22 protein-coding genes and 1 pseudogene are annotated in these 24182 nt (G+C 61.1%); 9 read left to right on the forward strand and 14 right to left on the reverse strand.

Going from position 1 to position 24182, the window contains the following annotated elements; genetic code table 11:
• Position 1: 1 nt before the first annotated feature.
• The gene (gene sfnG / locus PSH78_RS14205) at positions 2 to 1099 is read right to left on the reverse strand and encodes a dimethylsulfone monooxygenase SfnG (protein WP_305494857.1); all 1098 of its coding nucleotides are present in this window, start codon (positions 1097 to 1099) and stop codon (positions 2 to 4) included.
• A gap of 381 nt (positions 1100 to 1480) precedes the next feature.
• On the opposite strand from sfnG, the gene PSH78_RS14210 reads away from it, so the two are divergent.
• Positions 1481 to 2725, forward strand: a complete 1245-nt coding sequence (locus tag PSH78_RS14210) for an acyl-CoA dehydrogenase family protein (protein ID WP_305494858.1) — start codon at positions 1481 to 1483, stop codon at positions 2723 to 2725.
• On the opposite strand, the gene PSH78_RS14215 is transcribed toward PSH78_RS14210, so the two are convergent.
• From PSH78_RS14215 to PSH78_RS14225, 3 genes are read right to left on the reverse strand one after another with little or no spacing between them, the layout of a single operon-like run.
• On the reverse strand, positions 2667 to 3689 hold the full coding sequence (locus PSH78_RS14215; RefSeq protein WP_305494861.1) for an alpha/beta hydrolase: 1023 nt from the start codon (positions 3687 to 3689) through the stop codon (positions 2667 to 2669). The genes PSH78_RS14210 and PSH78_RS14215 overlap by 59 nt on opposite strands.
• Complete coding sequence (locus PSH78_RS14220) at positions 3689 to 4129, reverse strand: TspO/MBR family protein (protein WP_305494863.1); 441 nt, start codon at positions 4127 to 4129, stop codon at positions 3689 to 3691. The genes PSH78_RS14215 and PSH78_RS14220 overlap by 1 nt, the downstream gene beginning before the upstream one ends.
• On the reverse strand, positions 4126 to 4401 hold the full coding sequence (locus PSH78_RS14225; protein ID WP_305494865.1) for a hypothetical protein: 276 nt from the start codon (positions 4399 to 4401) through the stop codon (positions 4126 to 4128). The genes PSH78_RS14220 and PSH78_RS14225 overlap by 4 nt, the downstream gene beginning before the upstream one ends.
• Between PSH78_RS14225 and PSH78_RS14230 the strand changes: the two genes are divergently transcribed.
• From PSH78_RS14230 to PSH78_RS14240, 3 genes and pseudogenes are all read left to right on the forward strand, one after another.
• Positions 4379 to 5518 (forward strand): epoxide hydrolase family protein, encoded by a 1140-nt coding sequence (locus tag PSH78_RS14230; RefSeq protein ID WP_305494866.1) that lies wholly within the window; start codon positions 4379 to 4381, stop codon positions 5516 to 5518. The genes PSH78_RS14225 and PSH78_RS14230 overlap by 23 nt on opposite strands.
• 463 nt (positions 5519 to 5981) lie before the next feature.
• A pseudogene (locus PSH78_RS14235) lies at positions 5982 to 6262 on the forward strand (fructose-bisphosphate aldolase).
• Positions 6263 to 6455: 193 nt separating this feature from the next.
• Complete coding sequence (locus PSH78_RS14240) at positions 6456 to 6776, forward strand: isochorismate lyase (RefSeq protein ID WP_305494868.1); 321 nt, start codon at positions 6456 to 6458, stop codon at positions 6774 to 6776.
• A 624-nt stretch (positions 6777 to 7400) separates the two neighbouring features.
• On the opposite strand, the gene PSH78_RS14245 is transcribed toward PSH78_RS14240, so the two are convergent.
• The 5 genes from PSH78_RS14245 to PSH78_RS14265 all read right to left on the reverse strand — a co-directional run bounded on the left by PSH78_RS14245 (position 7401) and on the right by PSH78_RS14265 (position 13730).
• Positions 7401 to 7622, reverse strand: coding sequence for a formate dehydrogenase subunit delta (locus PSH78_RS14245; RefSeq protein WP_305494870.1), 222 nt, complete (start codon positions 7620 to 7622; stop codon positions 7401 to 7403).
• Entirely contained in the window at positions 7619 to 10495 is a 2877-nt protein-coding gene (gene fdhF / locus PSH78_RS14250; protein ID WP_305494872.1) for a formate dehydrogenase subunit alpha, read from the reverse strand. Before fdhF ends, PSH78_RS14245 begins: the two co-directional genes overlap by 4 nt.
• Positions 10492 to 12051: an NADH-quinone oxidoreductase subunit NuoF gene (locus tag PSH78_RS14255; RefSeq protein WP_305494874.1), complete on the reverse strand. Its 1560-nt coding sequence runs from the start codon at positions 12049 to 12051 to the stop codon at positions 10492 to 10494. Before PSH78_RS14255 ends, fdhF begins: the two co-directional genes overlap by 4 nt.
• Complete coding sequence (locus PSH78_RS14260; protein ID WP_305494876.1) at positions 12045 to 12527, reverse strand: formate dehydrogenase subunit gamma; 483 nt, start codon at positions 12525 to 12527, stop codon at positions 12045 to 12047. The genes PSH78_RS14255 and PSH78_RS14260 overlap by 7 nt, the downstream gene beginning before the upstream one ends.
• Before the next feature lie 309 nt (positions 12528 to 12836).
• Positions 12837 to 13730, reverse strand: coding sequence for a LysR family transcriptional regulator (locus PSH78_RS14265; protein WP_305494878.1), 894 nt, complete (start codon positions 13728 to 13730; stop codon positions 12837 to 12839).
• A 230-nt stretch (positions 13731 to 13960) separates the two neighbouring features.
• Here PSH78_RS14265 and PSH78_RS14270 point away from each other — a divergent pair, with 230 nt between their 5' ends.
• The 4 genes from PSH78_RS14270 (at position 13961) to PSH78_RS14285 (ending at position 17600) form a co-directional block, all read left to right on the forward strand.
• Positions 13961 to 14302, forward strand: coding sequence for a cyclophilin-like fold protein (locus PSH78_RS14270; protein ID WP_370870918.1), 342 nt, complete (start codon positions 13961 to 13963; stop codon positions 14300 to 14302).
• Between the two features lie 25 nt (positions 14303 to 14327).
• On the forward strand, positions 14328 to 15356 hold the full coding sequence (locus PSH78_RS14275; RefSeq protein ID WP_305494881.1) for an alpha/beta hydrolase: 1029 nt from the start codon (positions 14328 to 14330) through the stop codon (positions 15354 to 15356).
• Between the two features lie 396 nt (positions 15357 to 15752).
• A complete protein-coding gene (locus tag PSH78_RS14280; protein ID WP_305494883.1) occupies positions 15753 to 16511 on the forward strand; it encodes a hypothetical protein in 759 nt (252 codons plus the stop codon).
• A gap of 195 nt (positions 16512 to 16706) precedes the next feature.
• Entirely contained in the window at positions 16707 to 17600 is an 894-nt protein-coding gene (locus tag PSH78_RS14285; protein WP_305494885.1) for a LysR family transcriptional regulator, read from the forward strand.
• Here the strand turns inward: PSH78_RS14285 and PSH78_RS14290 are convergent.
• Positions 17588 to 18733 (reverse strand): carboxymuconolactone decarboxylase family protein, encoded by a 1146-nt coding sequence (locus PSH78_RS14290; RefSeq protein WP_305494887.1) that lies wholly within the window; start codon positions 18731 to 18733, stop codon positions 17588 to 17590. The two genes, PSH78_RS14285 and PSH78_RS14290, sit on opposite strands and share 13 nt — an antisense overlap.
• A 453-nt stretch (positions 18734 to 19186) precedes the next feature.
• Here PSH78_RS14290 and PSH78_RS14295 point away from each other — a divergent pair, with 453 nt between their 5' ends.
• Complete coding sequence (locus PSH78_RS14295) at positions 19187 to 20056, forward strand: GyrI-like domain-containing protein (protein WP_305494888.1); 870 nt, start codon at positions 19187 to 19189, stop codon at positions 20054 to 20056.
• A 98-nt stretch (positions 20057 to 20154) separates the two neighbouring features.
• Here PSH78_RS14295 and PSH78_RS14300 read toward each other — a convergent pair whose 3' ends face one another.
• The 4 genes from PSH78_RS14300 to PSH78_RS14315 form a co-directional block, all read right to left on the reverse strand.
• A complete protein-coding gene (locus PSH78_RS14300; protein WP_305494890.1) occupies positions 20155 to 20598 on the reverse strand; it encodes an HIT family protein in 444 nt (147 codons plus the stop codon).
• A 21-nt stretch (positions 20599 to 20619) separates the two neighbouring features.
• A complete protein-coding gene (locus tag PSH78_RS14305) occupies positions 20620 to 20982 on the reverse strand; it encodes a response regulator (protein WP_305494892.1) in 363 nt (120 codons plus the stop codon).
• On the reverse strand, positions 20979 to 23162 hold the full coding sequence (locus tag PSH78_RS14310; RefSeq protein ID WP_305494893.1) for a PAS domain S-box protein: 2184 nt from the start codon (positions 23160 to 23162) through the stop codon (positions 20979 to 20981). Before PSH78_RS14310 ends, PSH78_RS14305 begins: the two co-directional genes overlap by 4 nt.
• A gap of 187 nt (positions 23163 to 23349) precedes the next feature.
• Positions 23350 to 24180, reverse strand: coding sequence for an amidohydrolase (locus PSH78_RS14315; protein WP_305494895.1), 831 nt, complete (start codon positions 24178 to 24180; stop codon positions 23350 to 23352).
• Positions 24181 to 24182 lie beyond the last annotated feature (2 nt).

Below are 24182 nucleotides of genomic sequence, written 5' to 3' on the forward strand. Positions count from 1 at the left end.
CCTAAGCGACCGCCGCTGTCTTGATCGTAACTTTTCCTTGCTCCAGCTCACGCACCAGCGGCAGGACCCGCTTACCGAAATAGTCGACTTCCTCCTGGAAATGCAGGAACGCGGCCAGTACCAGGTCCACTCCCACTGCCTTTAAGGCGACGATGCGTTCGGCAATCTGCTGGGGCGTGCCGATCAGGTTGGTCTTGAAACCGTCGTTGTATTGCACCAGGTCTTCGAAGCTGGACTTGGCCCAGTTACCCTCGCCTTCGGGGCTGGCCTTGCCGGCCTGTTTTGCCGCGTCGCCAAAAGCGTTGACGGCTTCCGGGTCGGCCTGGTCGATGATCTGGGCCAGCACCGCGCGGGCCTCCTCCTCGGTATCGCGGGCAATGATGAAGGCGTTCACGCCGACCTTGACCGTGTGGTTGTTGGCCGCCGCTTTGGTCCGCAGGTCATCGACCTGGGCCTTGACCCCTTCCACTGTGTTGCCGTTGGTGAAGTACCAGTCGGACACCCGCGCAGCCATGTCCCGCGCCGCCCGTGAGCTGCCGCCCTGGAAAATTTCCGGATGCTGCTGCAGCGGCTTGGGCTTGAGGGTGTAGTCGCGAAAGCGATAGAAATCACCGGCGAAGGTGTAGTTGTCGGTGGTCCAGATGCCCTTGAGCGTGGTGATGAATTCCTCGGAACGGCGATAGCGTTCGTCGTGCTCCAGCCAGGGCTCGCCGATGGAGGTGAACTCGCCCTTGAACCAGCCGGACACCACGTTGATCGCGACGCGGCCGCCGGTGAGCTGGTCGATGGTTGCGATCTGCTTGCCCAGCACCGAAGGCGTCCACGGCCCTGGCAAGACCGCCGCGATGACCTTCAGGCGCGTGGTGGCGGCCAGCAACGCGTGACTGAACGCCACCGATTCGTGCTGGTATTCGGCGCCATAACCGGCGGTAAAACGGATCTGGGTCAGGGCATAGTCGAAGCCGGCATCCTCGGCGATCTGCGCCAGCTTGCGGTTGTAATCGATCCCCCAGTCGGTGCGCTGCGGGATCTTGCTGACCACCAGCCCGCCGCTGACGTTGGGTACCCAGTAGGCAAACTTGATCGTGTCCTGGCTCATTGCGTGTACTCCCGGCTCGTTGAGATATAGGCGTGGTCGCCTTTGTACAACGGCTAGAGCAGCAACCGTGCCACTTGTATTTTCCCTTTATTTTCAGCCAGTTAATTCGACTACTCAATTATGCGACTGTCGTGCGGCAGGCAAGCTGCTGGATCGCTGTTGCACAGCCAACACCCGGCGTACTGCCGCGCAGAAGGTGGACTGTTGCCTGCCGAACAGTCGCCGGACAGATTGCCCGCGGGACGACAGCATTTATGCCGGGAAACCCGGCGTACGCCCGGTTTTCATTGGCTAGGAGCAGCGGCATGGAGCGTGCAATGGCTGTCGGCAACGGCAGGCCTTGGCCTTGCCCGCCCTCTTTTCCTCAGAAGGAACACCGCCATGACCGCACAGCAACAATACCTGCCGCATGTCCTTTCCACCGGCGCTCACTACGAAGCCCTGGCCGCGCGGTTTCGGCCGATTTTCGCGCGTATCCAGGCCGGGGCGCTGGAACGCGAACAGACCCGCAGCCTGCCTTTCGAACAGGTGAAGTGGCTCAAGGAAGCCGGCTTCGGCGCCGTAAGGGTGCCGGTCGAATATGGTGGCGCTGGCGCCTCGCTGCCGCAATTGTTGCAACTTCTGATCGAACTGGCCGAAGCCGACTCCAACCTGCCCCAGGCGCTGCGCGGGCACTTCGCCTTTGTCGAGGATCGCCTCAACGCCCATGCCACCCGCCCGCAGGACGTCTGGTTCAAGCGCTTCGTCGACGGTGACCTGGTGGGCAACGCCTGGACCGAAATCGGCGCGGTGAAACTCGGCCAGGTCATCACCCGGGTTTCCCGCCGGGGTGACCAATGGGTGGTCAACGGCACCAAGTACTACAGCACCGGCAGCATCTTTGCCGACTGGATCGACCTGTATGCCCAACGCGACGACACCGGCGCCGACGTGATCGCCGCCGTCAGCGTCCATCAACCGGGCGTCAGGCAAAGCGATGACTGGGATGGTTTTGGTCAACGGACCACGGGCAGCGGCACGTCAGTCTTCGAGAACGCCGTGGTCGAAGCCGAAAACCTCATCGACTTCTCCACCCGCTTCAAATACCAGACCGCGTTTTACCAGCTGGTGTTGCTCGCCGTGCAGACCGGCGCCGGGCGCGCCGCCGTCCGCGACATCAGCGAACAGGTGCGCCAGCGCACGCGGGTATTCAGCACCGGCAACGCCAGCGAAGTAAGCCAGGATGTGCAAGTCCAGCAAGTGATCGGCAGGGCCTCGGCCCAGGTCTACGCCGCCGAAGCCACCACCCTGCGCGCCGCCGATGCCTCGCAGCGGGCCTATCTAAGTCGCTTCGACCTGGACGCCGAGACGGAACACACCGCCAACCTCCTCGCCGAACTGGAATCGGCCCAGGCCCAGGTGGTGGTCGCCGACCTGACACTGCGCGCCACCAGCGACCTGTTCAACGCCCTCGGCGCCTCCGCCACCAGCACCAGCAAAGCCCTCGACCGCCACTGGCGTAACGCCCGGACGGCGGCGTCGCACAACCCGCTGATCTACAAGGAGCGCATCATCGGCGACTGGGAGATCAACGGGACGGAGCCGCCGTATGTCTGGCAGATTGGTGGGGGGTCGAAGCAGCGTTGAGCCGGGCCGTGATCCAGTCGCGACTGTGCCTGAGCACACGCTCGGCGATCGTCGTCGGGAAATGAATGAAGCCGTGGGGGCAGGACGGTAGAAGATGCGCTTCAACCGTAGCGGCCCTGCCCCACAACTCAGCCAGGCCAAGCGTGTCGTCCCTGAGCGGGTCCAACTCGCCAGTGAACAGCAACGCCGCTGGCATCCCCGTGAAGTCACCGTAGAGCGGCGACAGCGGCGCCTGGCGTCGCTCCTCATCGCTCAGGCCCGGCGTCAGCAGGCACAGAGCATCGACCATACCGGGCCCGTCCAACACCAGCGTCTCAGGACCGGCGGCGTGAACGCTCGCGGTCCCGGCCAGGTCGTAGACGCCGTAATACAACACCGCGCCGCATATGCGCCCAAGCAAATCCGGCCATTGCCTGAGCGCCAGCAACGTAGCCACGGCCAAGTGGCCTCCAGCCGATTCACCCACAACGACCACCGACAGATCGGCGAACTCCTCCTCGCCCAACAGCCAGCGTGCTGCTGAGAGGCAATCTTCCATCAGGCCTTCCACCGGTGTGCTGACCGCGAGCCGATAATCCACCGAAACCACAATGATCCCGCACTCCTCCACCATGGCGATGTTGAACGGGTCATTCATCTGGGCATTGCCGATGACCCAGCCGCCACCGTGGAAATCCAGTACGACGCCTTTGGCTTTTCCTTTCGGCCGGATTATCCGCACCGGCACCGCGACGTCGCCAATACCTATTCGGCGTTTTTCAGCCAGCAGCCCATGCTTGCCCAACTTGCCGTCGCCGTTGATCTGACTGGCACGCAACAGCGCTTGGATGACCCGCGGGGTGACACGATTGCGGATGCGAAAGCGTGGCAGCCACGCCAGTTTCCTGTTGAAACTGCGCACCTGCGCCAGCTCATCTTCGTCCGCCGGCCATAGCTTTGCGGTATTCAACGGGCGACTGCTCATCAGCGGTTATTACGCAGGATGGAGAAGTTCAAGGCAGCGGCTACGCAAAGCCACGCCAGGTAAGGGAACAGAATCAACCCGGTGATCACGTCCAGGCGCAACGCCAACACCACCATCACCGCCACGACCAGCCAGAGCAGCGTGATCACCACCATACCGGCCAGGACCTGATGGGCACCGAAAAACACCGGAGTCCACAGAGTATTAAGCGCAATCTGCGCCGCCCATAAAGCCAATACGAATTGGCTCCCCGGGATCAGGCTCAAGCGATATCCGGCCCAGGCAAGCAGCAGGTAGATGACTGTCCAGGCCACGGGAAACAACCAGTTGGGGGGTGTGAAGCGGGGTTTGACGAGGGATTCGTACCACTGGCCCGGTTTGAAAATGACACCGGTGCTTGCTGCAGCGCAGCAGGCGAGGAGGAAAATAAAGAAGGTCATTGGGCGTCCTTGGCTGGGGGCGATTGTCGAGGGGCGAGCATGATCGGCAGCGGTTGGTTGCGATTCACCGCCATGTTCTTCTCAAAGACTCGCTGGCCTTGGTAAAAATTCAACGCGTTCGGGGCACTTGTATCAGGAAGGAAGGTTGAGCGCTGGGCCAGGCGCCAGATCAATTGCCGCGAATCCGACAAATCGCCTACGCTAGACCCATGACTGGGCGGGCAGTTGCCACCCACTTGAGAGCCAGAAATGTTCGCCAGACCTTTTTCCATCGATATTCCTGAAAGCGCACTTGATGACCTTCGCCATCGCCTGCAAAACGCTCGGCTACCGATGCCACTGGCCGGTCAGGGCTGGAGCGAAGGCATGGACATGGACGTGCTTGGGGAACTCCTCCTCCAGTGGTCCACAACCTTCGACTGGCGTGCGCAGGAAGCAGCGCTCAATCGTCTGCCGCAATTTGTCGCCACGCTCGGCGAGCAGCAGGTTCATTTCGTCCATCAGCGCGGCGTCGGGCCCAATCCGATGCCGCTTGTGCTTACCCACGGCTGGCCCGGGTCGTTCATCGAGATGCAGCGCATCATCGAACTGCTGGCGGATCCGGCCAGCCATGGCGGTGATCCAGCCGATGCGTTTGATGTGGTGGTGCCGTCCTTGCCCGGCTACACCTTTTCCGCGCCGTTCAAACAGGCGGGTTGCGGGCCTTTCGAGGTGTCAGGTTTGTGGAGCGAGCTGATGACGGGGCTCGGCTATGAGCGGTTCGGAGCCCAGGGCGGCGATGTAGGCGCGGCCGTATCCACCTGGTTGGGCGTGCGTTTCCCCGAGCGACTGACCGGCATCCACCTCAACTACATTCCCGGCGCCTACCGCCCGCCCCTGGGCGAAACCGATCCGCCTCTGAGCGAAGAAGAAACCGCTTACCTGCAACGCGCCGCGGCTTTCAGCGAAGCCGAAGGCGCCTATGCGCACATCCAACGGACCAAACCGCAAACCCTGGCCGTGGGCCTCAGCGACTCTCCGGCGGGATTGCTGGCCTGGATGGGGGAAAAGATTCTGTCGTGGTGCGATACGAGCCCCGCCATCAGTCATGAATGGCTGCTGACCAATGTGACGCTCTATTGGCTGACGAACTGCATCGGTTCGTCGTTTCGCCCGTATGTGGAAGGCAGCAAGCGGCCCTTGCTGTTCACCAGCGGTGAGCGGGTGAAACCGCCGCTTGGGGTCGCGTTGTTTCCCAAGGAACTGCCGCTGCCGCCACGCAGTTGGGTGGAGCGTGGCTATAACGTCACGCGCTGGACGCCGATGCCGCGCGGTGGTCATTTTGCTGCGCTGGAGCAGCCGGAGTTGCTGGCGGAGGATATTCGGGCGTTTTTTCGGGATTTGCGCTGAGCTAAAAGACCGTCTGCAAATCTTGTGGGAAATGACTACCCGTGGCGAGGGAGCTTGCTCCCGCTGGGCTGCGAAGCGGCCCTAAATCAGCTACGCCATTTCGTCAGGCACACCGCATCGCCCGGTTTTACGGCGGCTGCGCCACCGAGCGGGAGCAAGCTCCCTCGCCACGGGGTCGGTGTGCGTCCTACAGGTCGGTTGTGGGGGTTGGGATCGACTTCTATAGTTGGGTCGTCGCTGGCTTTGGCTGGCGACTGGGTTTCGCAGCCCGACTGCAAAGGAAATGCACCGTCGAATGAAATTCAGGCAAACTTGCCCGCGTTCATTTTATGGCGGTTGCGCGCGGGAGATCTTCGGGTCTGCCGGGTTTTCCTTCCTCGGTCTGCGAACCCGCGCGCAGCTGCCACCCGTTTGTTTCGCAGCGAAAAGGTGGCATTTCTTTTTTCTTGAAGGAAGTAACCTTATGACCGCCAATCAAGCATCTGCCCGCTACCCCCCCCTCACCCCGATCGCCACCACCTACCGGTCCTGCTGATCGACACTCACGCGCCACTGCCCGAACTCCACGCCTGTGTCAGCGAGCGCCTGCACGCCACGCTCGATTACCTGACGCTGGTGGCCTGCTCCAGCCTGCGGGACTCATCCACCAGTGATATCAACACCCTGACCAACGTTGCCCGGATCCTCGTGCAGGACGTGGCCGACGTGTTCGGCATCATTGAACGACGCGGTCTGGAAGGTTGACTTAAAACCCGTGGCGAGGGAGCTTGCTCCCGCTGGGCTGCGAAGCAGCCCTAAGTCAGCGACTCAAATATCGCCAGGCACACTGCAGTGTCTGATCCAAGGGGTGCCTCGCACCCCAGCGGGGATAAATCCCCTCGCCACAAAGAGCCCCTACCGGGAGTTACATCAGAGTTCAACAAACGGAGTTAACTACATGGAAGTCGACAACCAGCTGTCCCCCGCGCAATGCACCGGCATGGAAGACATCCGCCGCGAAATCGATGCCCTGGACCAGACTGTCATCAAACTCTTGGGCAAGCGCTTTCAATACGTATTGGCGGCCTCGAAGTTCAAGACTTCGGCGACCTCGGTCCGTGCCCCGGAGCGTTTCCAGGCGATGCTGGCGATTAGACGGCAATGGGCCGAGGCCGAGGACCTCAGCCCGGATGTCATCGAAAAGATGTACAGCGACCTAGTCAATCACTTCATTGCTGAAGAGATGAAACACTGGACAGCTCACCAATCCAAAGCCTGAGCCATGCACCTGTGGGAGCGAGCTTGCTCGCGATGACGGTAGCAGGTCAGACACCTTCGTCATTGAACGACCGCTATCGCGAGCAAGCTCGCTCACACTGGATTTTCGACAGACACTCAGATCTCACGGCACACATATAGGACCCTGTGGGAGCGAGCCTGCTCGCGAAGGGGCCAGTACAGTCAGCATCTTCATCGACTGACACTCCGCCTTCGCGAGCAGGCTCGCTCCCACAGTTTGGGGTCAGTCCAGTTGGATCGGAGTACGACAGCAAGATCCAGGTCGGCTACTAGGCCGCCTCGCGGTGGACGTTGATCTCGGGCGCCCCGTTAACCACGCTGGCTGAACGGAGGTGTTGTGGAGTGGGCAACCCGGCATGGATGCCGGGTTAGCCGCGCTGGGCCAGGGACGGCCCTTCGCGGCGTGCCCACGGAGCAATGCCTTCGTTCAGGCACACCGAGCCCAGGCGAGGTGCCGAGTGGTGGGGCAAAGCGTTTTTGGTTACTTTTGGCGCTCTTCCAAAAGTGACCCGCCGTAAGGGCGGAACCCTAAGTAGCCGCTACCCAAGCAATGGATATGTACTCAGCAGCGGGCGCCAGCTCCCTCGCCACAGGGCCCCGCATGTCAGTTCATGGCTTCAGGCTCCTTCAACGCCGCCAACACCAACGGATGCAAAACCGCATCCGGATGCTTCTCCTCCCAACCCTGCAAATCCCTGCGCATGCCCGGCGTCCAGAAGTTCTTGATGTGCTGGCGGATGCCGCTCACCGCCAGCGACTGATCAGGCTCCGTGGCGAAGTAGCGGGCAATCTCGTTGGCCATCTTGATCAGGTTCTGCGAGCTCATCGGCGCACCTCGGCTTTCTCGGCGTGACGACGTTCCTTCAGCAAGCGCCGCTGTTCATCGCTGAAGGCCTGATACCGCTTCTGCCATTCGGAAGGCTGGCTGACCCGCACAATTTCCACCGCCGTGACTTTGTATTCCGGGCAGTTGGTGGCCCAGTCCGAGTTGTCGGTGGTGATCACGTTGGCCCCGGACTCGGGAAAGTGGAAGGTGGTGTAGACCACCCCCGGCGCCACCCGCTCGGTGACCCTGGCGCGCAGCACCGTCTGCCCGGCGCGACTGCTGATACCGACCCAATCGTCCTCGGCGATGCCGCGATTCTCAGCGTCGGTCGGGTGGATTTCCAGGCGATCCTCCTCGTGCCACGCCACGTTGTCGGTGCGCCGGGTCTGGGCGCCGACGTTGTACTGGCTGAGGATCCGTCCGGTGGTCAGCAGCAGCGGATAACGGCCATTGACCTTCTCCTCGGTGGGCACATAGCCGGTGAGCATGAAGCGCCCTTTGCCGCGCACGAATTGGTCGATGTGCATGGTCGGCGTGCCGTCCGGCGCGGCATCGTTGCACGGCCACTGCAAGCTGCCGTGACGCTCCAGTTCGGCGTAGCTGACACGGCTGAAGGTCGGCGTCAGGCGGGCGATTTCATCCATGATTTCCGAAGGGTGGTTGTAGTGCATCTTGTAGCCCAGGGCATCGGCCAAGGCGATGGTGGCTTCCCAGTCGGCCTTTCCGGCCAACGGGTCCATGACCTTGCGAACCCGGGAGATACGGCGTTCGGCGTTGGTGAAGGTACCGTCCTTCTCGAGGAACGAGCTGCCCGGCAGGAACACATGGGCAAACTTGGCCGTTTCGTTGAGGAAGATGTCCTGCACGATCACGCATTCCAGAGCCGTCAGCGCCGCAGTCACATGCTGGGTGTTGGGATCGCTCTGGGCGATGTCCTCGCCCTGGCAGTAAAGCGCCTTGAAGGTGCCGTCCAGCGCCGCCTCGAACATGTTCGGGATGCGCAGGCCCGGATCGGGTTGCAACGTCACGTTCCAGGCCTGCTCGAACTGGGTACGAACCGCTTCGTTGGAGATGTGCCGATAGCCGGGCAGCTCGTGGGGGAACGAGCCCATGTCGCAGGAACCCTGGACGTTGTTCTGCCCACGCAGCGGGTTCACCCCGACGCCCTCGCGGCCGATATTGCCAGTGGCCATGGCGAGGTTGGCGATGCCCATCACCGAGGTGCTGCCCTGGCTGTGTTCGGTGACACCGAGGCCGTAGTAGATGGCCGCGTTGCCGCCGGTGGCGTAGAGCCGCGCGGCGGCGCGGATGTGTTCGGCCGGCACACCGCACACCGGGCCGAGGATCTCGGGGGCATTTTCCGGCAAGCTGACGAAGTCGCGCCAACGGGCGAAATCTGTCGCCTCGCAACGCTCCTTGACGAAAGGCTCGTCGACCAGCCCCTCGGTGACAATCACGTGGGCCAACGCGTTGAGCATCGCCACGTTGGTGCCCGGGCGCAGCTGCAGATGCAGCTCGGCACGGGCGTGAGGCGAATCCACCAGGTCGATGCGTCGCGGGTCGATGACAATCAACCGCGCGCCCTGGCGCAGGCGGCGCTTGAGCTGGGAACCGAACACCGGGTGCGCATCGGTGGGGTTGGCGCCCATCACCATGATCACGTCGGCCTTCATCACCGAATCGAAATTCTGCGTACCGGCCGATTCGCCCAGCGTTTGCTTGAGGCCATAACCGGTCGGCGAATGGCAGACCCGCGCGCAGGTGTCGACGTTGTTGTTGCCGAACGCCGTGCGCACCAGTTTCTGCACCAGGTAGGTTTCTTCGTTGGTGCAGCGGCTGGAGGTGATACCGCCGATGGAATCGCGCCCGTACTTGAGCTGGATGCGCCGCAGTTCGCTGGCGGCGTAGGTGACCGCCTCCTCCCAGCTGACTTCCTGCCACGGGTCGCTGATGCGCTTGCGGATCATCGGCTTGGTGATGCGGTCCGGGTGCGTCGCGTAGCCCCAGGCGAAGCGGCCCTTGACGCAGGAGTGGCCGTGGTTGGCCTGGCCGTTCTTGTCCGGGACCATGCGCACCAGTTGTTCGCCTTTCATCTCGGCGCGGAACGAGCAGCCCACGCCGCAATAGGCGCAGGTGGTGACGACGCTGCGCTCCGGCTGGCCGATTTCGACGACGCTCTTGTCGATCAGCGTCGCTGTCGGGCAGGCCTGGACGCAGGCGCCGCAGGACACGCATTCGGAGTCGAGGAAGTTGTCACCGCCGGCCGCTTCGACACGGGAATCAAAGCCGCGTCCGCTGATGGTCAGGGCGAAGGTGCCCTGGATTTCCTCGCAGGCACGCACGCAGCGGCTGCAAACGATGCACTTGCTCGGGTCGTAGTCGAAATAAGGGTTGGACACGTCCTTGGCTTCGACCAGGTGATTGGCGCCTTCGTAGCCGTAGCGCACCTCGCGCAAGCCCACCTGCCCGGCCACGGTCTGCAATTCGCAGTTGCCATTGGCCGGGCATGTCAGGCAGTCCAGCGGGTGATCGGAGATGTACAGCTCCATCACGTTGCGACGCAGGGTGGCGAGCTTTGAGGTCTGGGTGCGGACCACCATGCCGTCGGTCACCGGCGTGGTGCACGAGGCCGGGTAACCGCGCATGCCGTCGATCTCCACCAGGCACATACGGCAGGAGCCGAAGGCTTCCATGCTGTCGGTGGCGCACAGTTTCGGGATGGTGGTTCCGAGCAAGGCCGCCGCGCGCATCACCGATGTGCCAGAGGGAACGCTGATTTCACGGCCATCGATGGTCAGGCTGACCTGCACGTCGCTTACCCGGGCCGGGGTGCCCAGGTCGATGTCGCTGGCTGGATCGAAGATATTGATCATTGGTCGGCCTCCGTGGTCGCCAGACCGAAGTCGGCGGGGAAGTACTTGAGGGCACTGGCGACGGGGTAGGACGTCATCCCACCGAGGGCACAGAGCGAGCCGTATTGCAGGGTGTCGCAAAGGTCTTGCAGCAACGCCGCCTGTTCCTGGCGGGCGTTGGCATCGGTGCTGGCGATCAAGCGATCCACCACCTCGACGCCACGGGTCGAACCGATGCGACACGGCGTGCATTTGCCACAGGACTCCTCGGCGCAGAATTGCAAGGCGAACCGGGCCATCCGGGCCATGTCCAGGCTGTCGTCGGCAACCACCACGCCGCCGTGGCCGAGCATCGCGCCCATGGCGGCGAACGCTTCGTAGTCCAGCGGTGTGTCGAACTGCGCGGGTGGTACCCACGCGCCCAGCGGGCCGCCGACTTGCGCGGCCTTCAACGGACGACCGCTGGCGGTGCCGCCGCCATACTTTTCCACCAACTCGCGCAGGCTCAGGCCAAATGCCCGCTCCACCAGCCCGCCGCGACGAACGTTGCCGGCCAGCTGGAACGGCATGGTGCCCAGTGAGCGGCCCATGCCGAAGTCCCGGTAGAACTGCGCGCCCTTCTCCAGAATTACCGGCACCGAGGCCAGGGTCACCACGTTATGAACCAGCGTCGGCAAGCCGAACAGGCCCTGCAACGCCGGCAGCGGCGGCTTGGCGCGCACCATCCCGCGCTTGCCTTCGAGAGATTCCAGCAGCGCTGTTTCTTCGCCACAGATGTAAGCGCCGGCGCCGACTCGCACTTCCAGCTCGAAGGCGCGACCACTGCCGCCGACATCGGCGCCCAGGTAACCGGCCTCGCGGGCGATGTGCAGCGCTTCGTTCAGCGTGCTGACGGCGTCCGGGTATTCCGAGCGCACATAGATGTAGCCCATGGTGGCGCCCACCGAGATCCCGGCGATAACCATGCCTTCGATCAGCAGGAACGGATCGCCTTCCATCAGCATGCGGTCGGCGAACGTACCGGAGTCGCCTTCGTCGGCATTGCAGACCACGTATTTTTGCGGGCCCGGTGCGTCGCGCACGGTGCGCCACTTGATGCCTGCCGGGAACGCCGCGCCGCCCCGGCCGCGCAGGCCGGAATCGAGTACTTGGGCAACCACCTCGGCGCCGTCCATCCGGATCGCCCGGGCCAGGCCGAGGAACCCGCCTTTGGCCCGATAGTCATCGAGGGACAAGGGCCGGGTGATGCCGGCACGCGCAAACAACAGGCGCTGCTGGCTTTTCAGGTAAGCAATGTTCTCCACCAGCCCCAAGGCCGAAGGATGGCCGCCCGGGTCGTGGCCAAGCGCATCGAGCAGGCCTGGCACGTCTTGCGCGGTGACCGGGCCAAACCCCAACCGCCCTTCGGGCGTTTCAAGCTCTACCAAGGGTTCCAGCCAATACAGCCCGCGAGAGCTGGTGCGCAACACTTCAAGCGGCAATTGCCGACGCTCGGCCTCGCGCACCAGCGCATCCGCCACCTGGTCCGCACCAACGGCGCGGGCCACTGAATCACGGGGAATGCAGAGGGTCAGCATGGGCCATCCTCCAGGCAACCGTTCACCAACTGGCGCAGGCGCTCCGGGGTCAGCCGTGCGTGCAGTTCCCCATCCAGCTCCAGGGCCGGCGAGCACACGCAGGCGCCCAGGCAATAGACCGGCCGCAGGCTGATCGCCCCGTCGGCACTGGTGCCGTGATCGTCCAGCGCCAATTGTTCGCGCAACTGCGCAGCCAGGCCTTCGGCCCCCATGCTCTGGCACGACTCCGCCCGGCACAGGCGCAGGGTATGGCGCGCCGGCGGCGTGGTGCGAAAGTCATGGTAGAAGCTGATTACCCCGCGCACTTCAGCCTGGCTGAGATTGAGGGCATGGGCGATTTCAGGGACGGCGGCGTCGGGAACGTACCCGTAACCTTCCTGGATGGCATGAAGGATGGGCAACAAGGCACCGGGGGTGTCCTTCTTGCGCGCCAGCACGCTGTGAATCAGAGGCAGGTGAAGCGTCTCATCAGGCATAAACGTACCTCGGCATCTCGAACGACACCGCCGCGTGGCGGTAGTCATCCGGAGTCTTGGCTAGGGCGTGCGGCCCACGTCACGGTAGCGTGGCAATCCGGTCGCCATTCTTGCTCTCCGGCCAGATGTCTTTGGCGCACCTGGTCCGGGGCATCTTCACAGCTTGCCACTCCCGGGGGGCGGCGATTGCACGTGGACGACGAAACGTGTTCTGAAAGCGACTATTGGTTAGCTTGCTTTTCGAAAAAACCGTTCCTGACAAGATAGACGATGCAACGACTTTCTGACGGTCCCCAGCAATCGCCAGTGTCAGTTGACGTTACGCAATGCATTGGCAACCAATGTAAACGCGGGCGACGGTTGCCGTCGGCTGGGGTAGTAAAGGTAGTACCCGGGAAACGGCGGGCACCAATCCTCCAGTACGCGCACCAGCCGGCCCGCCTGGAGATGCGGTTCGAATTCCTCCTCAGGCAAGTACGCCACCCCCAATCCGGCCAATGCGGCTTCGACGAGGTGCGTCGAGGTGTTGAAGATCAGTTGACCGTCCACCCGGACGTTCACTTCCTTGCCGCGCCGCTCGAAATCCCAGACGTATAGCCCACCCGACGTCGGCATACGCTGGTTGATGCAGCGATGGCCGAGCAGGTCGCGCGGGCTCCTGGGAATGGCGCAACTGGCGAAGTATTCAGGTGAAGCAACAGCCGCCATCCGCAACGCAGGGCCTATCGGCACGGCCACCATGTCTTTGTCGATGGTATCGCCCAGGCGCACCCCCGCATCAAAGCGATCCGCGACGATGTCCCGGAACCCGTAACACACATCGAACTCGACGTTGATGTCCGGGTACTCGTGCAGCAATCCGGTCAGCTTGGGCAGCAAGGTCGTGCGTAATACGTGATCGCCACAGGTGATGCGCACGGTGCCAGCGGGCTTGTCGCGCATTTCCGTGAGCCTGTCCAGCTCGGTTTCTATTTCATCGAAACGATTACCGATGGCTTGCAGCAACCGTTCGCCGGCGATGGTTGGCGATACGCTGCGGGTGGTTCGCGTCAGCAAGCGGATCTGCAAACGCGCCTCCAGGCCACTGATCGCCTGGCTCAGCGCCGACTGGGTGACGCCTAATGCACCGGCAGCACGGGTAAAACTGCCTTCCCTCGCCACGGTGACGAAAGACAGCAGATCGTTGAGATTACGTTTGACCATGGCGAAGCACTTCAAGAGCTATTGATTAGCCATGCTTATAGCCTTGTTAAGTACTCATTAGCTAGTCGCATCAGTGCTCGCGCGTCACCATGGGCCCCATGAACAGAACCCGATACAGAACCCCGATGCGCTCTGCCAGCCTTGGTTTGCTGGCCTCTTTGCTCATGCTTGGCAGCTGTATGGCCGGGAGCGATGCCGCGTCGGCCTCTTTGACAGCGGAGAAACCTGACATGTGGATGACCGTCGGCGAACAACGCTTTGCCATCACCTTGGCCGATGCCACCGCAGCCCAATCGCTTGCCGCGTTAGCCCCGCTGACGCTGGAGATGAGCGATCTCCACCGCAACGAAAAATACGCCACCCTCCCCCGAGCGCTGCCCGTCCAGGCGAGCCGGCCGGGAACAATCCGCAACGGCGACCTGATGCTGTATGGCAAGGACACCCTGGTCGTCTTCTACAAGGACTTCAACTCAACCTACGCGTACACGCGCCTGGGCCACGTGAACGACACCTCAAAACTGGCTCAAGCGCTGGGCCAGGGGACGGTGCAAGTGACGTTCTCCTACGATTGATGCCTACGCATCGACAGGACCTCCCATGAAAAAGATCCTCGTTTTGTTGACCCTTCTCGTCAGTTCGCTCTCAGCGATAGGAGCCGATATGTCCCACGGCGCAGACAATTTTTATACCAGTGATGAAGTGACCGTACAGAAGGTCAACTTCAAGAACCAATACCAGATGGACGTGGCGGGCAACCTGTTCATTCCGAAAAAGCTCAATGGCAAGACCCGCAATCCGGCGATCGTCGTCGGCCATCCGATGGGAGCGGTGAAGGAGCAAAGCGCCAATCTGTATGCCACCAAGCTGGCGGAAAAAGGCTTCGTGACCCTTTCCCTGGATCTGTCGTTCTGGGGCGAAAGCGCGGGACGACCGCGCAATGCAGTCTCGCCGGATATCTATGCCGAGGACTTCAGCGCGGCGGTGGACTTTCTCAGTGCCCAACCCTTTGTCGACAAGGAACGCATTGGCGCTCTCGGCATCTGTGGCAGCGGCAGCTTCGTGATCAGCGCCGCCAAGATCGACCCGCGCATGAAAGCCATCGCAACCGTGAGCATGTACGACATGGGCGGCGTCAATCGCAACGGATTGAAGCACTCCCAAACGCTGGATCAACGCCGCGCCATCATCGCCCAAGCCACCCAGCAGCGTAATGTCGAGTTCGCCGGTGGCGAAACGCTCTACACCAGCGGCACCGTGCATCAACTGGACGAAAACACCCATCCTATCCAGCGTGAATTCTTCGATTTCTACCGCACGCCCCGCGGCGAATTCACGCCTGCCAGCTCTTCCAGGGACCTGACCACGCACCCGACGCTGACCAGCAACGTCAAGTTCATGAACTTCTATCCGCTCAATGACATCGAGACCATCTCGCCTCATCCGATGCTGTTCATCGCCGGCGCCGACGCGCACTCCAGGGAGTTCAGCGAAGAGGCCTACAAGCTTGCCGGTCAACCCAAGGAACTGGTCATCATTCCGGGCGCCGGGCATGTCGATCTTTATGACCGGGTCGATCTGATTCCTTTCGATAAGTTGACGAGTTTCTTCAAGAGCAATTTGAAGTGACGAGAGTGCCTTTCGTAGGACGGCTAAAATAACGATGCAACCCAAACCATCGAAACTCTGTAATTGCGTTGCTGAATAGACCAAACAACGATCGTCCGCTGCCGTCGTAGCAATCCAGCATAGCGATACCTTAGCGACCACTGTGGTTTGTTCCTGACTAGAGCATGCTTTCTTTCAGTTTCGCCATGTCCTCGCCCGCCTGCGCAGTCATGGTCCGCTTGATCATTCTGCTTATGGTGACGTTTAGCTGCAAAGATTGCTCGACCGAGGAAGGAACAGATGTGTTGTACGGCGAGCCGCAGCGCGTCGAGGTTTACCAACAAGCCCCAAAATGCCATCATATCGAATCCGCTAGCAGCTTTGATCGCTCTGACGACAACTCATTAAGGAATATAAATGGCACAAGGTGAAGAACACTCGTCTCGTTTCTGGGAGTTCTATGCCCTCAGATACAGCGTAGGGGCCATACTGGGCGCGCTCATTTTATTTCTCCTAGTACAAAAAAATAAATCATTATCAAGCCTAATTTTTGTGAAACCAGGAGAACCAATTGATTTAATTCAAGTTGGTGTTTTTTTAGGGTTAGGCCTAGTCTATTCTTACTTATCAAGCGCACCAATTCTGGTATTTCACGCGGGTCGCTTTTTAATCCCAAAAAAACATGAACGTTTTTTCCGCCCTCCTGAAAAATCAATGATACTATTTCTGGCGTTAAACCTAATATTACCCCTAACATTCTTCTTTGTCAGCGCTATGCACTTGGAATTTAAAATCTGGTTTGCGCTGGTGATATTCTTGGCGAGCTCCATTTTTTCAGCCCAACTTATTATAATTTACAAATGCCATTCTCAGCGTTCAAAATTATTCCTTTTCTATAGAAATCTCGCAATCAACAGATCCTATTCCAAAGGGGGGATTATTGATTCTTATAGACATCTTAGAGAGCACGGCAATGCATTTGGCATTGTATTTTTTGAGATGGTTCTGGCGCTTTTTATGTTTGCAGCAACTATGTACTCTAGCACCCACAAGCAACCATCAGATATCTTCGAGCCAGCGATTATCTTGTTGATAATCATTTTGGCCTGGATCATACCCGCAATGTTGGTCTGGTTGATCGGCTGCATTATTGAGCAGGAGTTTGTTGACTCCTAATATCAGGACATGCCTAGCCAAGGTCGATTGCATGTCCACGCCTCGTTATAAAATTGGATGACAGAATTCCCTTTTCCAGATTCGGTTAAGCATCCACAAAATTGAAACGGCGCGCCCGGAGGCATGCTTCAAAGGCGCAACTCATCAATCCGGCAAATGCAATAATCTCACCCAGCTCATACCAGAGACGGCTCAATGACCACCGAACGCTACGACCAACTCGCCATCTTCTCAGTCGTGGCCCAGGAGCGCAGTTTCACTCGGGCGGCGGCCAGGCTTGGCATGTCGCAACCGGCACTGAGTCGGGCGATGCGACAACTGGAAGAACGGCTGGGAGTCCGGCTGTTGTCGCGTACCACGCGAAGTGTTGCCCCGACTGAAGCGGGCGAACGGCTGTTGCGGGTGGTTGCGCCGCGGTTTGAAGAGATCGATCAGGAGATGGCGATGCTCAGTGAGTTTCGCGATAAACCGGCCGGTAAATTGCGCATCACCGCTGGCGAGCATTCTGCAATCACCGTGCTCCAGCCGGTTCTCGCCAAGCTGCTGCCGGACAATCCCGACCTGAACATCGAGATCATCGTCGACTACGCCTTTACCGACATCGTCGCTGAGGGGTTCGATGCCGGCGTGCGGCTCGGCCCGCAGGTCGCCAAGGACATGATCGCCATGCGCATCGGCCCCGACATGCGCATGGCGGTCGTCGGCTCGCCGGCGTACTTCGCCCAACATCCCAAGCCGCTGATTCCAAACGACCTGACGGCGCACGATTGCATCAACCTGCGCATGCCGACCCATGGCGGCCTGTATGTCTGGGAATTCGAGAAAAGCGGTCATGAACTGCAAGTCCGGGTAGAAGGCCAACTGGTTTTCAACACGATTGCCATGCGCCTGGAGGCGGCGCTCCAGGGCTTGGGGCTGGCCTTCATGCCGGAAGATCTGGTGCAGGACGCTGTCGCGCAAGGCCGGCTGATCCGGGTTCTGGAGGATTGGTGCGAGCCGTTTTCCGGCTATCATCTGTACTACCCGAGTCGCCGCCAGACTTCACCGGCCTTCACGCTGCTGCGCGAAGCCTTGCGTTACGAGGACTGACTGGCATCCAGTGCCTCAGCGGCCTCGCCCTGCTCGTCCAGCAGCTGGATCAATTGGCGCAATTGCGCAGCGCTCAATCCGACCCGCAAGCTCGCAGCCATATGTGAACGCAGTTGTGACTCCACCCCTGGGGTCACGGCCAGCGCGGCGACCGTCGCCAGCTCCCGGCTTTGCCAGTCGAGATTATCGCGCTCGAAAATATCGCCGAACAGGTGCGTCTGCAGATATTGGTTGATGACCGGGACGAAGTCGAACAGCGGCCCTTGGACAGGCGCGCCGGCGATCCGTGTCTGGTTGGCCTTGCCCGCCGCCAGTAATGCATCGCCGGTAGGAATCGGGCGAGTCGGCTCGCGCCCCGGAGCATCCTGCACGCCGCGTTGCTTTCGGGCCTCCACGACTTTCATCAATTCGCCCAGCGCGTTGAGGCTGCGAGGAAACCCGCTGTAGGCGTAGAGCTGCACCAGGATTTCCTTCGCCTCGCTGACGCTGAGGCCCGCATCCAGCCCTGTATTCAAGGCGCTATCGAGAGCCGGCATGTTGCTCGTGGCCATGGCGGCGGCGATCAGCGGAATGGCTCGCTGTTTGGCCGACAGGGTTTGTGAAACCACCGCAGCATCTGGCTTGGCCGATGATGTCAGCGTTCCACCGGCGCGGTATTGCTCGTCGCTGACCTTCTCCAACCACTGCACATTCTTGCCCTCCACCGTGCCGGTCAAGGCTAGATGAGTCATGGCGGTGTCCGGCGCGGCGCCATGCCAATGCTTGACGCCCGCAGGACAAACGACCACGTCGCCGGGATGGATTTGCTGCACCGGCTTGCCCCATTCCTGCGTCAGGCCCACGCCGGAGACCACTACCAATCGCTGACCGGCGGGATGGGTATGCCAGGCCGAGCGCGCGCCCGGTTCGAAAGTGACGTAGGCGCTAGACGCATTGATCTCTTCCGTTGCTGGGAACAGCGGGTCCACACGCACTTTTCCGCTGAAATAGTCCGCCGGTCCCGCGGCGGAAGCCTGGCTGCCCGCCCGGCTGATCTGTTGTGAACTGCGCGACTCGCTGGCGCTTTCCGGGCCGGCGGCGTCGGCAAAAGGCGCCGCCGCGCATAACGCAAGATAAAAGGTGCTTGCCTTCATTGGGTTTGCCTCTCTTTGGATACCGTCGAGAAGCAAACTACCCGTGCAGCATTGATCGATAAACCACGGCAATGGCATAGGACTCATATCGAAATCACATAAATAAGCCAGTACGAGAGCGGCGGGCTGCCCTATCTACACGAATGAATGAATCAACCGTGGCGAGGGAGCTTGCTCCCGCTGAGCCGGTCCGACGCTTCGGGCGAAGCGGCCCTGAACCAGCATCTCCGTTTTACCAGGCACACCGCATTGCTCGGTTTTGCGGCGGCTGCGCCACCGAGCGGGAGCAAGCTCCCTCGCCACGGTGGGTGTATTGGCATCGGAGAGTCAGCCCGGGGGCCGACAGCGGCAGCCAATAGGGCGCCTGACTATGCGCTTTTGAGCAAACGCGGCTAGGCATGCTCTGCGCGTATAGTCGACTCTGACGCCGACCGCGCCTCCAAGAGCCCCCCCGTGTCTGAGCTACCAAACGATTACGCCTGCAAAAAACGCTTCGACGCTGTACTGGCGTATATCGATGCCAATCTGGAGGGTGATCTGTCGATAACGACGTTAAGTCATGTGGCGAACTTCTCGGCGTTTCACTTTCATCGCCAGTTCACGGCGTACATGGGCGTGCCTGTTTCGCGCTACGTCCAGCTGATGCGGCTACGACGCGCGGCGCACCGCCTGGTCGCGTCTGCCGATTATTCGGTACTGGACGCCGCGCTGGATGCGGGCTTCAAGAGCCCCGAGGCATTCTCCAGGGCGTTTGGCCGGGCGTTCGGCGCAGCGCCAAGCGTGTTCAGGAAGAATGCAAACTGGCAGGTCTGGAATAAGGTGTTTGCCATCCCTCATTTCTCCAGGACACTTTTCATGCAAGTACGCATCATCGAAATCCCTGAAATCAACGTAGCGGCCCTTGAGCACCGCGGACCGCCCGGGCTGGTCAATGCGAGCGTCCGCCAGTTCATCGAGTGGCGCATGCGCAGCGGCCAGTCGCCCGTGGTATCAAGCCGCACGTTCGGCATTCCTTATGGCAATCCCGATACGACGCCTGCGCACGCCTTCCGATTTGCGATCTGCGGTGAGATTCACGAAGACGTGACGCCGAATGAGTTCGGCGTAGGCCCACTCGTCATTCCCGGCGGCCGCTACGTCGTGGTACGCCATGCGGGGTCGCCCGATCATATCGGCGAAACGATCTACCCGATCTACCGCGACTGGCTCCCCGCGAGCGGTGAGGAGCTGCGTGACCAGCCACTGTTTTTCCACTACCTGAGCGCCTATCCCGAGACGCCACAGGATCAATGGCAGACTGATGTTTATGTTCCGCTGCGATAGGGATTGTGAACCAGCCAAGGACAGATGAGGTTGGTGACGATTTGTCATGGGTTTTGCGGTGGGGCGCACACTCGGTGCCCCCTTGGAAAACTAAGCCATCACTCTTGCGAACGAATACGCTCCACCAGCCGCGCCTGCAACGCTTCAAGCTCCTGCGGATCAGCCTTGCCCCGTCCATGAGCCTCAGGCGCCGCGCCTTCCCAGCGCGGAATGATGTGGACGTGGATGTGATAGACCGTTTGCCCGGCGGGCGCGCCGTTGAACTGTGCGATCTGCACGCCATCCGGCTGCAGCTCGTCGACGAGGATCCGTGTGAGGCGTTGCGCCGCCAACATCATCTTGCCCAGCACCGCGGGGTCTACATCAAGGATGTTGCGCGCCTGGACCGCCTTCGGGATGACGAGCACATGACCGCGCGACTGCGGAAAAATATCGAGGAAGGCCAGCACATCGGCGTCTTCGTAGATTTTATAACAGGGCGCTTCGCCGCGAAGAATCAGCGCAAAGATGTTCTGCGGATCGTATTGGCCGTACAAGCTCATGGTTGCTCCTCGCAAAATACTTCAACTTTTCAGCGTCAGCGCTATCTTCAGCTGCAATTCGTTTTCGGAAAAGGGCTTGTGCAGAACCGGACATTGGGCGAAGTCGGCGGGCAGGCCGCTGGCGCCGTATCCGGTGCTGAACAGGAAAGGAACGCTGCGAGCACGCAGGATATCAGCCACCGGGAACACCCGTTCGCCAGCCAGATTGACGTCCAGGATTGCCAGGTCAACCTCGAGGGTGTCGGCTTTTTCTCGAGCCTGGGCGAGTCGTGGGACTGACGCCACCACCGTGCAGCCCAGCTCTTCGAGCATTTCCTCGATCAGCATGGCGACCGCGCCTTCGTCCTCGACAAGCAGAACCCTGATACCAGCAAACGGGGTCATGCCGACTGCTCAACGACCATGAACGAGAAGCGACAGAGAACGCCCTCAGGTGCAAAAGTCAGGACAAAAATTCCGCCAAGATCGCGCTCGATGCAGCGCTTCATCAACCGCGAACCGAGCCCTTCACGTTCCGGCGGGAACACTGGAGGGCCGCCCTGCTCGCGCCAATCCAAGGTCAGCAAGGTGCCGTTCGATTGCGGCTGGACGTTCCAGTTCAGCGAAAGCCTGCCCGTCTCGACCGACATCGCGCCGTACTTGAGGGCGTTGATTGCCAGTTCGTTGAGGGTCATGGTCAGGCCGAGCGCGACCCGAGTGTCGACGTCGATGGCATCACCCTCGATGGTGATACGGCCAGGGTCGGCCCCGAATATGGGCATCAGCACTTCATGGGCCAGGGAGGCCAGGGGCGTTTGGCCCCAATGCCGCCTCGTCAACAGATCGTGGGCGCGGGACAACGCGAGAAGCCGGGCTTCGAAACGGTTGTAACCATCCTTGGCATCCACTGCATTGCGGGCGGTCTGGGCCGCCAGGGATTGCACCGTGGCCAGGGTATTCTTGACCCGGTGGTTGAGCTCGTCGATCAGGGTTTTCTGCCGGTCTTCGGCCTGCTTGCGCTCGGAGATGTCCACCAGCATGTTGATGGCGCCGACCAGGTTGCCCTGCGCGTCGTGTAGCGGCGTGGGATACGGCGCGAACGGGACCCGGCTGCCGTCGGGACGCTCCGCGACTGCCTCGACCCCGCGTATCGGCCGGTTTTCCTTCAAGGCCACTGCCATCGGGCACTGGTCGTGGGGCAGGAAATGGCCATCGGTGGTGAACAGTTTCCAGGTCACGCACCAAAGGTCGCCCAGTTCAGGCGTACGCCCCGACAACTCGACCGCCGCCCGGTTGAAAAAATTGATCCGACCTTGCGCGTCCGTGGTGTAGACCGCCGCGGGCAGCGCCTCGAGCAGGTTGCGCATATGCCGCTCGCTTTCGAGGATCTGGTTTTCCATGCGCCGCGCCTGCGTGACATCCTGGATAACCCGCACGCCATAACGAAACACGCCTTGGGAGTCCCGGACCGATGAGCTGTGGATGTCCAGGTAGACGGTTTCGCCGTCAGGCTTGAAGGCCCGTTTGCGCAGCACGTAGTTATCCAGCTCGCCCGCCACTTGGCGCGCATACAGCGCGGCGTCTTCGTCGGTGCTGTCGGAGTGGGTATACCCCAGGAAAGTCATGTTCAGCAGTTCTTCGCGCGAGCGCCCGAGCATGTTGCAGAGCGCATCGTTGACCCGCAACAGACGGCCATCCGCCCCGGCTTCGGCAATGCCGATAGTCGCCGCCTCGTAGGTCGCGGACAACCGGTCGTCGCTCTCCTGGCGTGCCGTCTCGGCCGCATGGACCGAGGTCACGTCCACGGTGAAACACCGGGTGTTGAAAAGCTTGCCGTCCTCGAACCGCCCGTTGGAGGTGATGGTGACATGCTTGATCGAACCATCCTTGGCTCGAAGGCGAGCAGGATAGTCTTCCAGGCATTCGCCGTTGCTCAATTTGCTCAGGATGTCGCCGATGACCGGCTCATCGACATGGAACTCGGTGATGTGGCGGCCGATGTACTCCTGCGCCGAATAACCGAGCAAGGCCAACTCAGCCTTGTTGGCACGCACAATGGTGCCTTCGCCGCTGACGATGTGCAGGCCCACCGCACTGTTTTCGAAGAAGTCTTCCAGGTCGGCATTCTTGCGCCGTAGCTCTTCGGCCATCGCGTGGTGCGCCGAGACGTCCTGGAAGCAGTTGATCGCCCCTTGGATAGTGCCCTGCTCATCTCTCAGGGCCCGGATGTTCACCAGCGCGACGATCCGCGTCCCGTCAGGACGCTCGATGAACACTTCCTGGTTGCGCGTCGCCGTACCCGACTCCAGCGCCCAGGCCATCGGGCAATCTTCCAGTGCCAACGGCGTACCGTCGGCCAGGAACAGGCGATAGGAACCGCAAAAACGGTCACCGCCCTCGCCTAATATCGGCGCTCGTCCCCACAAGGTGGCCGCCTCGCTGTTGTAGCGGACCAGCCAGCCGTTGTGATCACACAGATACACCGCGCCAGGAATGGCGTCGAGCGCGTTTGCGCCCATCGCCACAAGCCCTTCATATTCGCTCGGTGTACGCGTCTCCCTGGGAAACGCTTCAATAGTCGACATCTCTATCCCCAATCCGCCTGGCTGAATGCGCCTGCTACACAACGACCCGGTAGCTCCTGAGTCGGCGAACCCAGCCCGGATGATTCCTCTACATGCCGGCGCGGATTTTTTCATGCAGCTGCAATGGATACTAGATCCTTATTCAATCTGCGAGTTCAGGAAAATTCGGCTGCATGGCACGCCAGTCTCAAAACCGGAACAACGCGCAGGGCGTTTCTACCATAAGCGCGCGCATAAACGGCAAAGAAATCTGCAAATCGTGTAACTGGCGCATCACCGTATCGAAGCTCACGACTGCCTCGTGTTGTGTATGCGGCCAGTCACTCCCCCATACCAGGCGATGGGCGCCGAAACTCTGCTCCAGCAGGCCCAATGCGGCCCTGGCAAATGCCAGGTTCTGTCGATCCGTGCCCGCCAGCCGGTAGATGCCGGAGACCTTCAGCCAGACTTGGCCACTGGCGCCCAGCGCCATCAGCTCGGGATATCCCGGTTGGGCAAGGCCCGAACGGGCATCGGGGCGACCGAAGTGGTCGACCACCAAGCGGACGCCGAACGGCATCAACTGGCGAATCAGTCCCGGCAGATGTTCTACCGGGGCATGCAATTCGACATGCCAATCCAATTCGGCAAGGTGACCAAGGAACTCTTTCCACAGGGTTTCTCGAAAGTCGGGCGAGGCCGTGCCCATCAGGTTCAAGCGAACGCCGACCACGCCCAGCCGCGCCATCTCCTCCAGCTCGACTCGGCTGATATCCGGTTCCACCACCACGACCCCGCGCAATTGCTCCGGCGCCTGCCCCAGCGCGGCGAGCAGGTAGCGGTTATCGCTGCCGAGAAAGCTCGGCTGGACCAGCACTCCATGGCTCAAGCCATGGGTCTGCAGTTGGTCCAGGTATTGCGCAAGCGTAGCGTCATAGGCCGGTGTGTAGCGCCGCACGGCAGCCAGTTCCAGCTCACGGCTGAACACGTGGGCATGGCAGTCGATGCCGGTCATCGACGTAGTACAGGAATCAAGCATGG

Origin of the sequence: Pseudomonas sp. FP198, assembly GCF_030687895.1 — a bacterium.
GTDB lineage: Bacteria > Pseudomonadota > Gammaproteobacteria > Pseudomonadales > Pseudomonadaceae > Aquipseudomonas.

What these genes read in the sequence shown, in the direction of transcription:
- sfnG (WP_305494857.1), bottom strand. Translation starts at nt 1,099, where the DNA reads ATGAGCCAGGACACGATCAAGTTTGCCTACTGGGTACCCAACGTCAGC.
- PSH78_RS14210 (WP_305494858.1), top strand. Translation starts at nt 1,481, where the DNA reads ATGACCGCACAGCAACAATACCTGCCGCATGTCCTTTCCACCGGCGCT.
- PSH78_RS14215 (WP_305494861.1), bottom strand. Translation starts at nt 3,689, where the DNA reads ATGAGCAGTCGCCCGTTGAATACCGCAAAGCTATGGCCGGCGGACGAA.
- PSH78_RS14220 (WP_305494863.1), bottom strand. Translation starts at nt 4,129, where the DNA reads ATGACCTTCTTTATTTTCCTCCTCGCCTGCTGCGCTGCAGCAAGCACC.
- PSH78_RS14230 (WP_305494866.1), top strand. Translation starts at nt 4,379, where the DNA reads ATGTTCGCCAGACCTTTTTCCATCGATATTCCTGAAAGCGCACTTGAT.
- PSH78_RS14225 (WP_305494865.1), bottom strand. Translation starts at nt 4,401, where the DNA reads ATGGAAAAAGGTCTGGCGAACATTTCTGGCTCTCAAGTGGGTGGCAAC.
- PSH78_RS14240 (WP_305494868.1), top strand. Translation starts at nt 6,456, where the DNA reads ATGGAAGTCGACAACCAGCTGTCCCCCGCGCAATGCACCGGCATGGAA.
- PSH78_RS14245 (WP_305494870.1), bottom strand. Translation starts at nt 7,622, where the DNA reads ATGAGCTCGCAGAACCTGATCAAGATGGCCAACGAGATTGCCCGCTAC.
- fdhF (WP_305494872.1), bottom strand. Translation starts at nt 10,495, where the DNA reads ATGATCAATATCTTCGATCCAGCCAGCGACATCGACCTGGGCACCCCG.
- PSH78_RS14255 (WP_305494874.1), bottom strand. Translation starts at nt 12,051, where the DNA reads ATGCTGACCCTCTGCATTCCCCGTGATTCAGTGGCCCGCGCCGTTGGT.
- PSH78_RS14260 (WP_305494876.1), bottom strand. Translation starts at nt 12,527, where the DNA reads ATGCCTGATGAGACGCTTCACCTGCCTCTGATTCACAGCGTGCTGGCG.
- PSH78_RS14265 (WP_305494878.1), bottom strand. Translation starts at nt 13,730, where the DNA reads ATGGTCAAACGTAATCTCAACGATCTGCTGTCTTTCGTCACCGTGGCG.
- PSH78_RS14270 (WP_370870918.1), top strand. Translation starts at nt 13,961, where the DNA reads ATGTGGATGACCGTCGGCGAACAACGCTTTGCCATCACCTTGGCCGAT.
- PSH78_RS14275 (WP_305494881.1), top strand. Translation starts at nt 14,328, where the DNA reads ATGAAAAAGATCCTCGTTTTGTTGACCCTTCTCGTCAGTTCGCTCTCA.
- PSH78_RS14280 (WP_305494883.1), top strand. Translation starts at nt 15,753, where the DNA reads ATGGCACAAGGTGAAGAACACTCGTCTCGTTTCTGGGAGTTCTATGCC.
- PSH78_RS14285 (WP_305494885.1), top strand. Translation starts at nt 16,707, where the DNA reads ATGACCACCGAACGCTACGACCAACTCGCCATCTTCTCAGTCGTGGCC.
- PSH78_RS14290 (WP_305494887.1), bottom strand. Translation starts at nt 18,733, where the DNA reads ATGAAGGCAAGCACCTTTTATCTTGCGTTATGCGCGGCGGCGCCTTTT.
- PSH78_RS14300 (WP_305494890.1), bottom strand. Translation starts at nt 20,598, where the DNA reads ATGAGCTTGTACGGCCAATACGATCCGCAGAACATCTTTGCGCTGATT.
- PSH78_RS14305 (WP_305494892.1), bottom strand. Translation starts at nt 20,982, where the DNA reads ATGACCCCGTTTGCTGGTATCAGGGTTCTGCTTGTCGAGGACGAAGGC.
- PSH78_RS14310 (WP_305494893.1), bottom strand. Translation starts at nt 23,162, where the DNA reads ATGTCGACTATTGAAGCGTTTCCCAGGGAGACGCGTACACCGAGCGAA.
- PSH78_RS14315 (WP_305494895.1), bottom strand. Translation starts at nt 24,180, where the DNA reads ATGCTTGATTCCTGTACTACGTCGATGACCGGCATCGACTGCCATGCC.